The following is a 12,918-nucleotide window of genomic DNA, read 5'->3' on the forward strand; positions in this document are numbered from 1 at the left end:
GACTGCAATCATCTAGCACCAGAAATCAGTTAGGTTACCCGCAGGAAAGCAAATAGCAGGGTCGACAAAAGCAACCGGCTGACATACACCGCGATTTGGCGGCACGCCCGCATATGCAGTACCCTTGCCTCCAGCTATACCCCCATACACATACACCCATAAACTGCGGACACCGGGCCAACATGATCAAACTACTGACCTTCGATCTGGATAACACGTTGTGGGAAATCGATCCCGTTATTATTGAAGCCGAGAAAGCCATGCGCTCGTGGATTGCAGAACACGTGCCCGAGGCCGTTGCGCACCTGGAAATGGACCAACTCAAGGAAACCTACAAGCACGTCCTGCAACAACATCCGGAGGTAACGCATCACCCCACCAACTTTCGCAAAAAACTGCTCTATCAGGTATTCAGCAATGCCAGCCTGGCACACGACCGTGCCCATGCAATGAGCGAACAGGCTTTTGCCGTGTTCTATCGGGGCCGCAATCAGATCACTCTGTTCCATCAGGCAGAAGGGATACTGGAAACCCTGTCAGCCCAATACCCGCTGATCGCACTCACCAATGGCAACGCCAATCTGGGGATGATCGGCATCGAACACTGGTTTAAGGGGCACTTCTCCTCCGAAACCGAAGGCCAGCCAAAACCACACAAAGCCATGTTCGAGCGGGCCCTGTCGGTGATGGGCATCAGCGCCAGCCAGGCCATTCACATTGGTGATCACCCCCAGGAAGACGTGGAAGCAGCCCGGGCACTGGGTTACCACACCATCTGGTTTAATGAGAACAAAAAGCAGGATTCCGGCCTGTGCCAACCCAGTGTCGAAATCCATTCGCTGGATGAGCTGGTGGATGCTGTGGCGCTCATTGCCCGCAGCGCCTGAATCCCCTTCACAGACCAACCACACCAGCAAAAAAAAGCCCCGAATAATCGGGGCGTTAAATCTCAAGTCACTAACTGTTTTCAACTGTCTATTAGCGTTACTTGCTATGAAAACACAGTCCAAACAAAGATACTTCCAATAAGAGTATAAGGCTGAAATCCTTTTACCGCGCTCAGATGGGGCGGCTGCCATAGTTGGATTCTGGTTTGCGGGGTGGGTCCATCCGCACATCCCGGTCTATCTGCTTGATCTCACCACCATGGTTAAGAAAGCGGGCCATGTCCGCTTCCAACTGACGGCGCTCTGCTTCACGGGAGCTCAAGGAACGGTCACGACCATCATCGAAGGTGATCACGCTGGAATCGTCATTGGTTTTGCTGTCATCAGAATCGTTGTTATAGCTCATCTCACTGTCCTCAAAATCGACTAACCCCAAGAGGTAAAGATATTTATAGACGACCTAGAGAACTTTGCTAAAAAATTTCCTAAAAAATCGATTTTATTTTTATCTATAAAATCATGAATCTATGATCTATTTTTCTATTACCCCTTAAGTTCAAACCTTTTGATATTGATAGTTGTTTTTTTATATCAGCTTGACTAAAAATTGGTTAAAAATCAGGCTTATAGATCTATCTATGCCCCATTCAGGGTCACTACCACCGTGCGCCCACCGGCATGGTCCCGGTGCTCACACAGGTAAATGCCCTGCCAGGTGCCCAATGCCAACGCCCCCTGCCCAATGGGAATGCTGATACTGCTGCCCAACAGGCTGTGCTTGATGTGGGCCGGCATGTCGTCACTGCCTTCCAAAGTATGTAAATAGTAGGGCTGGTTTTCCGGCACAATATAATTGAAATGGGATTCCATATCCGCCCGTACATCCGGGTCGGCGTTCTCATTAATGGTAAGTGACGCCGAGGTGTGCTGGATAAAGAAATGGGCCAACCCCACCTGGTATTGTTGCAGAGGCTCGCGCAGCGCGGCCATTATCTCGTGGGTCACCAGGTGGAAGCCCCGTGCACGGGGTTGCAGACGAATGGTGGTTTGAAACCAGGCAGCGGGCACCATCATGGGATCTCCTTTAAATTGAGGTTATTGACGCCATTGGCTGGGGCTCATGCCACAGTGGCGGCGGAAAGCCCGGGCAAAATTGGCGCTGTCGTTATAGCCCAAGCGTAAGGCGATTGCGGTGATGCTGTCATTGCCTGCCGCCAGAAACTGTTGCGCCAGGGCCATTTTGACTTCGGTCACCAGCTCGCGCCAGCGCACCCCTTCCTGCAGCAACTGCCGGCGCAGGGTACGCTCGGACACATGGCGGGTTTGCGCCAGTTTTTCCAGGGAAGGCAACGGCAGGCCGCCATTGAGCAGAGCCTGACGCAAGACCTCTGCCCGGCCACCGGGGCGGGGAATGGCGCTCATCAGTGCCTCACACTGACGCACAGCGTGATTGAAGGCCTGCTCGTTGGCCAGCGCCAGAGGATAGCTCAACAGTTGGGTCGGTATGGTCAGGCGCAGTTCGCTGGCCTGAAAGTGAATACTTACATCGCTGAAAGCCTTTAACGCATCCGCGTCATAGCGGCTCTCCGCATAAGGAATATAAGCACTTACCTCCTGCCACGGCTCCGGGTACAGGTAACGGCCCTGCACATAGATGGAGGCCACTGTAGTATCCAGGATCACCTGGCAAGTGGGCTCCGACACCACCACAGACGGCTCAATGAGCACATGGCTCACATCCGGGTGCTCTTCCACCACCAGGTTGGTCATGGGCATCACCAGCGGCTGAAAGCGCTGCGCCACCCGCAGGGCCTCGCCCAGATTGGCCGCACACAGCCCGGCATAACCGGCGATACCATGGGCCGAGAGGTTCAGTCGCGCCCCCAGGTACATGCCCAGGGCCGTTGACCCGGTCTGCTGCACCGCCCATTCCACAAGGGCTTCCACCTGCGCCAGCGTGAGGAAATCCTCTTTTTGGGAGGTCACGAACTCAGCTGTTTCCCCCATCAGCGCCAGGGGTTCAGACAGCTCCAGGCCCCGTTCCCGGAGCATGATTAACAGCGCCCGGAAGTAACGGGCAGGAATGAATGCAGTAGACATTCGTATACTGTCCGATAATGACTGATGGTTGTCAATCTATCACAGGCTCTGCACCACGATCATGGCTAGTCTTGATAACACATTAAAATCATAACAAGACTACAGAGGGAACCCCGTGAAACAGTATTTTGTCCCGGCAGGAGAAGTCGCCATCTGGGTACGCGAATGCGGCAACCCGGACCGACCGACCCTGATGTTCGTCCACGGTTTTCCGGATGATCATCGGGTCTGGTCCAGCGTCATCGAGCAACTGGAAAGCGACTACCACATCCTGGCCCTGGACCTGCGCGGTGCCGGTAACAGCACCCGGCCGGAGGATCGCCGCGCCTATCGCATCGATCGCATTCTGCCGGACTTTGCCGCTGTTCTGGATGCAGCCGCCCCCGGCAAAAAAGTGCATTTGATCGGGCACGACTGGGGCAGCGTACTGTGCTGGTCGTTTGTCAGTGAACCGGCTTACGCCAACCGCCTGGCCAGCTACACCAGCCTGTCCGGCCCCCACGTAGGGCTGCTGTGGCAGTGGATCAACCAACGGCTGCGCAGTGGTCCGTCCGGCATCCGCAAAGCCCTGGCTCAACTGTCCCACTCCTGGTATATCTTCGCCATTCACGTTCCCAAACTGCCGGAAACCCTGTTTGGCCCGCTGGGTAAGTGGGTTTGGCCACACACCATGAAGCAGGGCGGGGTACCGGACGATGACGACTATCTGGAACACAGCGAACAAGAGATCCGCAGCGTGGCGCTGGACACCCTGCAACTGTATCGACAGAATGTATTCAGCCCGCCCAGGTTACCCGAACCCGGCAGCATTACCCTACCGGTGCAGCTGATCCTGCTGCAACAGGATCCATTCGTGCGTCCCTATATCTTCAGCGACATTGAACGTTATGCTGTCAACCTGACCCGACGTACGCTGGAGGCCAGTCACTGGGCCCCCCGCTCCCACCCTTTGCAAGTAGCGCAGCTGATCGATCGCTACCTGAAATCACTTGATCGCGCCAAGGAGAATGCAGCATGACAACCTTTAAAAACCAGGACGGTTTCAAAAACAAAGTGGCCCTGATCACCGGCGCCGGCTCCGGCATCGGTCAGGCCACCGCGCTGGAGCTGGCCCGCCGCGGCGCCGTACTCTGGCTGACCGACATCAACGCCGACAACCTGGAGCAGACCGCCCAGCAGGTACGCGCGCTGGGTGCCCGTTGCACCACCCGGATATGCAACGTGGGCTCCAGCACCGAGATGAAAAAACTGGCCAAGGCAGTGCACCAGCAACACCCTGCTCTGGACATTCTGATCAACAATGCCGGTATCGGTGTCGCCGGCCGCTTTGTGGATACCTCACTGAAGACCTGGAACAAAGTGCTGGACGTCAACGTCAAAGGGGTGATGCTGGGTTGCCATCTGTTTGCCCCCAATATGATTGAGCAAGGCAGCGGCCACATCGTGAATCTGGCCAGCGCCGCGGCCTTCATCGCCGCCAAGGATATGCCCGTGTATTCCATGTCGAAATCCGCGGTACTGGGATTCAGCGAAGCGTTACGGGCCGATTTGCATGAATACGGTATCGGCGTTTCGGCGGTTTGCCCGGGTATCATTAATACTCCCATCGTCGCCAATGCGGTATTCGAAGGCAAACTGGGCCAGAGCGACAGCGTGAAAAACAAAGCCGTGGATTTCTACAAGAAACGCAACTACACCCCGGACCGGGTGGCACTGGGCATCATGGATGCGATCGAAAATAATCTGGCGGTGCGCCCTATTTCCCCGGAAGCCTGGGCCATGTACCTGGCCAAGCGCCTGGCCCCCGGCGTGGTGGACTGGCTGGGGCGGCGTGACATTCCGTTCCTGGCAACCGACTGAACCTCACACTCTGTTAAGCCACCACTTGGGTGTCGGTTGCCCGTTGCGGCTCCTCCCGCAACAGCAACTGACACAGGGCCGGTACTACAATCAATGTCAGCAGCGTGCTCATGGCCAAACCGGAAATCACGGCCCAGGCCAGCGGCGGCCACAGGGTGGAACTGGACAGCGCCAACGGCAGCAGACCTAAAATGGTGGTGGCTGTGGTGAGCAAAATCGGCGCGGTGCGCTGGGCAATGGCCCGTTGCACGGCCGCCAGCACCGAGCTGCCGGCATGCAGTTCCGAATCCACCACATCCAATAGCACGATGGCGTTGTTCACCACGATGCCCACCAGCGCAATCACTCCCAACAGGGATTGGAACCCGAACGGGGAACCGGTCAGCACCAGGCCTGGGAGAATGCCCACCGCGGCCAACGGAATGGTGCTCAATACCATCAGCAGGCGGCGATAGGAATTGAATTCCAGCAACATGAAAAAAATCATCACCATGATGCCGATGGGAGCAGTCTTCAATATGGCCTTGTTGGCATTCTCCGAGCCCTCGGATTCCCCCCCCACCACCACGTTGACACCTGCCGGCAGCGGCTGTTGCTCAATGCGTGTAAAGAACGCCGACAACACCTGATTAAAGGCGGCGCCGGGTTGCAATTCACTGTAGATATTCACGCTGGGCAAGCCGTTGAAATGATAAATTTCACTGTCCGCCACTGCAGCATTGATGCGGGCCATGGTCTGCAATGGAATGGGTTGTTGATCCTGATACAAATACAGCGCCGGCATGCGATCCAACCTGGTGTGCTCACCGCTGCGGGACCGAACCCGCATGGTGATGGGATCATTGCTGTAGCGGTATTGCCCCGCATCCAAACCCCGCACCTGACCAAAAATGGCGCCGGTGATCTGGGGCCGCCGGATACCCAGTTCCGCACTGCTGTAATCATCGATACTCAGCTGCAGTTCCGGAATGCCGGTATCCATATTGGTGCGAATGGTGCGGGTACCTTCCACCGCATACAGGGCCTGCAACGCCTGGTGGGTAGCCCCCACCAGCACGCCCTTATCCGGGTGCTGTAAGCGAATCACAATAGGAGCGGGCAATGGCGGCCCCTGGCCCAGTGGCTTGGCAATCAACGTCGCCTCCGGCATCTGGTATTTTGCATCCTGCTCTATCCAGTCAATCACCCGTTGATTGTCGGCAAAGGTTTGGGTATTCACCATCAAACGCGCACGATTGGGCGCGCTGGGCAGTGACGACAGATTATAAAAATAACGAAAGCCGGTCATGCCCACGGCACGCATCACCGATGCCACACCCGGTTGCTGCTGCAACTGCTGCTCCAGCCGCGCACTGAGGGCGGCGGTATAATCCACCGGAGAGCCGGTGGGCAGTTCCAGATCAATGACCACCTGATTGCGATCGGCGGAAGGAAAGAACTGCATTTTCAGATTCGGCACCATGGCCAGTACGGCGATCATCAACACCAGCACCAGCACTAAAGCCGCTCGATAATGTCGCTGCTGAACCCACACCAACCGCTGCGCTATCCAGGCGCTGCCCGGCATGGCTTTTTGCTTGCCGGGCTTCAACCAGTAAAATGCCACCAACGGCAGCAGAAACACCGAGATCACATAACTGGTGATCATCGCCAGCACAATCATCACCGGAATGCCCCGGGTGAAATCAGCGGTTCCCCCCTTGGACAACAGCAATGGAATAAAGGCCGCTATGGTGGTGCCGGTGGAGGAAAACAACGGCATTGCCAATTGGGTCACCGACTGCTTAACCGCAGCGGCGCGGGTCAATCCCTGACGCAGTTGGGTTTCAATGGATTCCACAATGACAATGGCGTTATCCACCAGAATACCCAGGGAAATTACAATACCGATCACTGCAATCTGGTGCAGAATGCCACCGCCCATGTTGTAGACAGCAAGGGTAATCAGCGCCACCACCGGCAACACCAATGCCACCAGCAATCCGGTGCGCCAGCCCAAGGCCAGCAGTACAATCACGGCGATGATACCGGCGCTGAGCAGCAGGCTGTTCTGCAGATTATCCAGCCGGGATTTCACATACGCTGGTTGAAAAAACGCTTCGCGAATCTCCAGTGGCGCAAACAGGGGGCGGATCTCTTCCAGCTTTGCGCGCAAACGTTCACCGAAAACAATGGTGTCGGTTTGTCCCCGCACGGTGATCACCCCCAGGGAAACGGCACGCTCACCGTTGTGAAACGTTTGCGCAGCCAGGGGTTGCCGCGGCTCAACTCGGATACTGGCCAGGGCATTCAATGGTACGCGCTGCCCGTTGGGCAGGGTGATGGGCAACAACGCCAGATCATTCAACTGCTGCACGTCGGAACGGGTGTTAATGCGGATAAAGCGGGTGCCGTTATTAATCAAGCCACCGGGAATCAATTCATTACGTTGCCGCAGCTGATCAACGATGGTCTGCCGGTTGATCCCCAACTGATGCAGAACGGTTTCCTCGGTGGCGATCACCAGTTCTTTTTCCGGGGCGCCATTGATTTCAATTCGCGATACATCGGTCACGCTCAGCAAATGGTGTTTGATGTCATCCGCCGCATCGGCCAGCACCACGGGATCATCGTGACCGGTCACGCTCAACACCACCGTGGGGATATCCATGCGCCGGTCATCCAACTCCAGCTCGGTTACCCCTGCGGGAAAAGCCCGCTCGGCGCGCTCCATGGCGCGTCTCACCCGATCCCAGGCGGCATCGGTGTCGTAGATACGATCTTGCAACTGTATGGTGAGCACCGCCACATTGTCGCGGGACACCGATTCCAACTGTTTGATTTCTTCCACCTGCGCCATTTCTTCTTCCAATGGCTCAGTAATCAGTTTTTCAATCTGATCGGCGCTGGCACCGGGAAACACCACCTGCAAGGTGCCCACCCGGTAGGGGAAACTGGGGTCTTCCTGCCGCGCCATGCTGCCATAGGCCACCAAACCGGCCAGTGTCATCAACACCGCAAAGCCAAACACAAAACGTTGGTAACGGGCCAGTATAAGGTACAGTGTCATCGTGGTGCCCTCATCACTGCAACCTCATTGAACCACTGTGACCGCAGCGCCGGGATAGAGCTGGTGATTACCGGCAATCACCACCGCATCCTCCGCCTGCAACGCCCCGTTGATGACAACGCGATCATCGATCACCTGCAGCGGCTGCACCGGAACCAGCTCCACCTCGTTGCTTGCCTTCACCCGATAGACGGCACTTTGCCGGTGGCCGGTTTTGATCAGTGAACTGGCCGGCAATACAAACTGGCCCGCCAGTGTGGATTCAAACTCCACGTGCACGGTGGTGCCGGGGGTCATACCGGTGTCCGCCACCCGCACGATCACCGTGGGCAAGGCACCCCGCTCGCGAAACGGAGTCACTTCATGTACCACACCGGCGTAGCGTTGCTCGCCGGCAAACGGGGTGAGTACCGTCAACACATCCCCGGCCTGAACCGAAGATGCCGCCGCATCCGTAACAATGATTTCGATTTCCACCTCGTTGGGGTCCGCCAGTTGCAGCAGGGGTTCGCCCACCTGAATCACTTCACCGGGCTCAACCGGCGTGGCGGTGATGACACCGGAAAACGGCGCGCGGATGGTTTGCTCCGCATCCATTTGCAGCGCCTGCTGATACTGGGATTCGGCCGCATCAGTGGCCGCCCTTGCTGCCTGGACCGCACTGCGGGCTGATTCCGATTCCTGAATCGATGCCACCTTTTTTTCGTAGAGGCTCTGGATACGGTCGTAATCCCGCTGCGCCTGGGCCACCTCCACCTGGGCCTGCTGCCAACGCTGCTTGGCCGCCAGAGCCTGGGGGGTGGCACCGGGGTTATAGACCATGGCCAGCACATCACCCTGGTTGACACGGGTGCCCAGTTTGACTTCCCGTTGCAACAGACGGCCGCTGATCTGGGAGCGTATGGTGACGCGATTGGCCGCCCTGGAGGTACCGATAAACGTCTGGTGGACGCTGGGGCTGTCACTCTGCACATAGGACACGCGCACCGGCAGGCGGCTCTGCGTTGCGGACTGCAGCGCAGCGGGTTCGGTATCAGGTTCGCGCTCTGAACAGGCAGCCAGACCGAAGCAAATCCCGGCCAGCAGCATCAGGTGAATCAAACCGGTTTGTTTATCTGACCTCATCACAACCTCTCCACAGCACCACAATTGACACTTTGTCATTTATTGACATTTTGATAATAATTAACAAAATGTCAATATCCAGGTAAAAATAGTTGGGAGTCTCCAGACTTTGCGATCAAGATCCAGAAACGACGACGAAAAGCTTCAACGCCGTAACAGCATCCTCAAGGCTGCCAGAAAAATAATACTTTCAAAGGGTTATGAAAAAACCACCATGGATGACATCGCCCGGGCGGCGCAGTTAAGCCGGGGCCTGCTGTACGTTTATTTCAAAGACAAGGACGACATTCAGATGGGGCTATCGGTGATCGCCGGTGAAACCCTGTTTCAGCGCATGCAGCAGGCGGTGGCCACCACCGGCACCGGCATTGAGGCCATCAATGCCCTGGGTGAGGCCTACTATCAGTTCTATTTACAGGATCATGATCATTTTCAATGCCTTTGCATGCGCATGGGGATGGTGAACCCAAAACCCGCTAATCAAGAGAACCCCACCAGTACCCTGCTGGAAATGATGGCCGTGGAAGACAAACTGATGGCGCTGATGAGCTCGGCAGTGGAACAAGGGCTGGAAGACGGCACCATCGATCCGGACAAGGTGGAGAGCCCGCTGCAAACGGCCATGTTCCTGCGCGGCTCCCTGCATGGGGTGATCATGCTGCAGGATTCCGCCGGCAGCTCCCTGTTCGATCGCACCGCGCTGGACCGGGAAGAGCTGATCCGCTATGCCATGCGTATTGCCAGTGATGAATTGCGGGCCAAACCCCGGCGCTCTACAATGCCGGAATGAAGCCTGATCATGAGAAGCCAAAGCCACTGGTGGGCATCAGCAGTTGCCTGCTGGGCATGCGCGTGCGCTATGACGGCCAGGACAAGTTCAAGCCGGATATTCTGGCGCTGATCGCACCGCACGTTCGTTTGTTGCCCCTGTGCCCGGAAAGCATGGCGGGCATGGGTATTCCCCGAGCGCCGGTCAACCTTATCCAGCGCAATGGTGCAATTGAGGCGGTGGGCCGGGATGATCCCGGGCGCAACGTCAGCGCGCGCCTGCACACCATGGGCCGTATTGTCGGCAGAACCTACCCTGAGCTGTGTGGCTATATCGTGCAGAGCCGATCACCCTCCTGCGGTGCCGCTACGACGCCTGTCTATAATTCCGATCAAACACAGGTGATCCACACCAAAGGCAACGGTTTGTTTGTGGCGGCGCTGTTGGCGGCGCAGCCGGATTTACCGATTCTGGACGATCAGAATTTGGAGCCGGGCCCCATCGACAGGTTCCTGACGGCGGTCAACCAGCGCGCCCGGCTCCTTGCGAACAACAGCGTTTAAACCTTACCTGCCACCGCAGCGCGAAACAGTTGGGAATATTGCCCGGCGCTGAAGGCAATGGGGTTGCCCCCCGCCGCCGGATCCCGCGCCGACATGGCGCCCACCACATCCGCCTGCGTTGCATCAATATTCAGCGCGCTTAAGTCATTGGGTATGTTCACCTGGCGGCGCAACACTAACACCCACTGCAGAAAAGCATCAAAACCCGGCTCCGGCAGATCCAGATAACGGGCCAGACGGGTAATGCGCTCTTCCAGTACCGAGCGATTGGCCTGCAACACATAGGGCATCAGAATCGCGTTCAATGTGCCATGATGGGCATCGTACAATGCCCCCAGACTGTGAGCGATGGCGTGCATGGCACCCAGCCCCCGCTGGAATGCCGTGGCCCCCATGGCAGAGGCCACCAGCATCTGAGTACGGGCCTCCAGATCCTCACCGTTGGCCACCGCTCGCGGCAAAAACCCCTTCACCAGACGAATACCCTCCACCGCGATGCCCTCCGCCATGGGATGGTAGGCATTGGCACAATAGGCCTCCAGGCAGTGTGACAGGGCATCCATGCCGGTGGCGGCGGTGAGGCCGGCGGGTAACCCGGTGGTTAGGGTGGGGTCCAGGATGACTTTCTGCGGCAACATATTGGGATGAAATATGATTTTTTTGACCTTGTTGACCTCATCGGTGATCACCGACGAGCGGCCCACTTCCGAACCAGTACCGGCAGTGGTGGGTATGGCAACCACGGGCGCCATGCCCTCGGTGTTGACCCGGGTCCAGTTGTCGCCCACATCTTCAAACGCCCAGATGGGCTGCTCCTGGCCCACCATCAGGGCAATGGCTTTACCGGCATCCAGCGCCGAGCCGCCGCCCAGGGCAATAACACCATCGTGCTGGCCCTGACGGAAAGCGGCCACCCCGGCATCAACATTGACCGACGTGGGATTGCCTTTTACCTGACTGAACACACTGCTGTTCAAGCCGTTGCTGCGGCAATGCTCCAGCAGTTGCCCGGTCAAGGGCAGTGCCGCCAACCCCGGATCGGTGACCAGCAAGGGCGCGCCCATGTTGAGGTCCCGGCAACAGGCCACCACCTCCTGCCAACGCCCCGCCCCCACCAGTACCGCGGTGGGATAATTCCAGTTTGCCTGCCATGACGCCATCGCCTTCACACTCGCTTCAAATGAAATGATTTTGGACGGGTTACCTGTTCAAAGCCCACTACAGACAGGGTGCAACCGCGCCCGGAGTGTTTGACTCCGGTCCAGGCCAGGGCCGGGTCCAGGTAATCACAACGGTTGATAAAAAACGTGCCGGTTTGCAGGCGCTCGCCAATGGCGACACCTGCGGCCTCATCCTGGGTAAACACCGCGGCGGTCAAACCAAAGTCAGAATCGTTCATCAACCGGATAGCCTCCTCATCACCTGACACTTTCTGCACACCCACCACCGGACCAAAGGATTCTTCTGTCATGATACGCATGCTGTGATTCACCTGGGTCAGCAACTGCGGCGCCAGGTAAGGTGTTCCCGCCTGACTCATGGGAAACGCGGATTCGTCGATATGACAGCGCGCACCCTGTACCACCGCCTCCTGAATCTGCCCGCGCACAAAGTCCGCCGCGCTGGTTTTCACCAGGGGCCCAAGGGTGGTCTCCAGCTCATCGGATCGGCCCAACCGGTACTGCTGCACCAGTGCCACTGCCCGCTCCACAACCTCATCGAAAACGGCTTCGTGCACATAGATACGTTCAATACCGCAACAACTTTGGCCGGAATTAAAAAACGCACCATCCACCACAGCGGCCACGGCATAATCCAGATCGGCATCCGCCCGGATATAGGCGGGATCCTTACCCCCCAGCTCCAAGCCCACGTGTTTGAACTGTCCGGCCGCGGCCCGCTCCACCATGGCACCAGCGGGCACCGAACCGGTAAAGGCGATCTGGTCAATGGCCGGATGCGCAACCAACTGTTCGGTGTCGGCGTGACCCAGATGCAGGAACTGGAACACCCCGGCGGGCAGCCCCGCGGCAACAAACGCCCGGTGCAACTGCTCGGCGCACAACGGGGTTTGCGCCGAGTGTTTCAACAGCACCACGTTACCGGCCAGCAACGCCGGAATAATGCTGTTGATGGCCGTCAGGTAAGGGTAGTTCCACGGCGCAATCACCAACACGGTACCCAGTGGTTCGCGTTTGATGTAACGGGTAAAACCGGGTTGCTCTTCCAGCTCAATGGTGCGCAGCGCCTGCGGTGCAACCTCGATCATATACCGTGCCCGCTCTGCCAATCCACGCACTTCACCGGCGGCATACTGAAGCGGCCGCCCCATTTGCCAACAGATCTGCCGGGCGATTTCATCGCTGTTATCCAGGAAGGCATCCACCATGGCAGAACACAATTGCTGGCGTTGCGCCAACGCGGTACTGTGCCATTGCGGTTGTGCCAGTTGCGCGCGGGCCAGGGCAGCGTTGATTTCTTCCACTGATGCGTAATGCCGTTGGGCATACACACTGCCGTCCACCGGCGAGATAACCGAAAATTCTTTCATAGTGGCGCCTCAGA

12 protein-coding genes are annotated in these 12,918 nt (G+C 57.5%); 5 read left to right on the forward strand and 7 right to left on the reverse strand.

The window, feature by feature from the left end; genetic code table 11:
- Positions 1–182: 182 nt before the first annotated feature.
- Positions 183–887 (forward strand): HAD family hydrolase, encoded by a 705-nt coding sequence (locus tag D9N13_RS06750; RefSeq protein ID WP_290587528.1) that lies wholly within the window; start codon positions 183–185, stop codon positions 885–887.
- A 172-nt stretch (positions 888–1,059) separates the two neighbouring features.
- Here D9N13_RS06750 and D9N13_RS06755 read toward each other — a convergent pair whose 3' ends face one another.
- From D9N13_RS06755 to D9N13_RS06765, 3 genes are all read right to left on the reverse strand, one after another.
- Entirely contained in the window at positions 1,060–1,293 is a 234-nt protein-coding gene (locus D9N13_RS06755; RefSeq protein WP_290587530.1) for a hypothetical protein, read from the reverse strand.
- Between the two features lie 230 nt (positions 1,294–1,523).
- Complete coding sequence (locus D9N13_RS06760) at positions 1,524–1,961, reverse strand: secondary thiamine-phosphate synthase enzyme YjbQ (protein ID WP_290587531.1); 438 nt, start codon at positions 1,959–1,961, stop codon at positions 1,524–1,526.
- A gap of 21 nt (positions 1,962–1,982) precedes the next feature.
- On the reverse strand, positions 1,983–2,987 hold the full coding sequence (locus D9N13_RS06765) for a helix-turn-helix domain-containing protein (RefSeq protein WP_290587533.1): 1,005 nt from the start codon (positions 2,985–2,987) through the stop codon (positions 1,983–1,985).
- A 115-nt stretch (positions 2,988–3,102) separates the two neighbouring features.
- Between D9N13_RS06765 and D9N13_RS06770 the strand changes: the two genes are divergently transcribed.
- The gene (locus D9N13_RS06770; protein WP_290587535.1) at positions 3,103–4,005 is read left to right on the forward strand and encodes an alpha/beta fold hydrolase; all 903 of its coding nucleotides are present in this window, start codon (positions 3,103–3,105) and stop codon (positions 4,003–4,005) included.
- A complete protein-coding gene (locus D9N13_RS06775; protein WP_290587537.1) occupies positions 4,002–4,847 on the forward strand; it encodes an SDR family NAD(P)-dependent oxidoreductase in 846 nt (281 codons plus the stop codon). Before D9N13_RS06770 ends, D9N13_RS06775 begins: the two co-directional genes overlap by 4 nt.
- Before the next feature lie 13 nt (positions 4,848–4,860).
- Here D9N13_RS06775 and D9N13_RS06780 read toward each other — a convergent pair whose 3' ends face one another.
- Both D9N13_RS06780 and D9N13_RS06785 read right to left on the reverse strand, forming a co-directional pair.
- Complete coding sequence (locus D9N13_RS06780) at positions 4,861–7,896, reverse strand: efflux RND transporter permease subunit (RefSeq protein ID WP_290587538.1); 3,036 nt, start codon at positions 7,894–7,896, stop codon at positions 4,861–4,863.
- A 24-nt stretch (positions 7,897–7,920) separates the two neighbouring features.
- The gene (locus D9N13_RS06785) at positions 7,921–9,021 is read right to left on the reverse strand and encodes an efflux RND transporter periplasmic adaptor subunit (protein WP_290587540.1); all 1,101 of its coding nucleotides are present in this window, start codon (positions 9,019–9,021) and stop codon (positions 7,921–7,923) included.
- Positions 9,022–9,130: 109 nt separating this feature from the next.
- On the opposite strand from D9N13_RS06785, the gene D9N13_RS06790 reads away from it, so the two are divergent.
- The gene (locus D9N13_RS06790; RefSeq protein ID WP_290587542.1) at positions 9,131–9,811 is read left to right on the forward strand and encodes a TetR/AcrR family transcriptional regulator; all 681 of its coding nucleotides are present in this window, start codon (positions 9,131–9,133) and stop codon (positions 9,809–9,811) included.
- The gene (locus D9N13_RS06795) at positions 9,808–10,353 is read left to right on the forward strand and encodes a DUF523 domain-containing protein (RefSeq protein WP_290587544.1); all 546 of its coding nucleotides are present in this window, start codon (positions 9,808–9,810) and stop codon (positions 10,351–10,353) included. Before D9N13_RS06790 ends, D9N13_RS06795 begins: the two co-directional genes overlap by 4 nt.
- Here the strand turns inward: D9N13_RS06795 and D9N13_RS06800 are convergent.
- On the reverse strand, positions 10,350–11,513 hold the full coding sequence (locus tag D9N13_RS06800; RefSeq protein WP_290587546.1) for an iron-containing alcohol dehydrogenase: 1,164 nt from the start codon (positions 11,511–11,513) through the stop codon (positions 10,350–10,352). The two genes, D9N13_RS06795 and D9N13_RS06800, sit on opposite strands and share 4 nt — an antisense overlap.
- A gap of 5 nt (positions 11,514–11,518) precedes the next feature.
- Complete coding sequence (locus D9N13_RS06805; protein ID WP_290587548.1) at positions 11,519–12,904, reverse strand: aldehyde dehydrogenase family protein; 1,386 nt, start codon at positions 12,902–12,904, stop codon at positions 11,519–11,521.
- Positions 12,905–12,918 lie beyond the last annotated feature (14 nt).

Origin of the sequence: Ketobacter sp. GenoA1 (assembly GCF_003671475.1) — a bacterium.
Lineage (GTDB): Bacteria > Pseudomonadota > Gammaproteobacteria > Pseudomonadales > Ketobacteraceae > Ketobacter.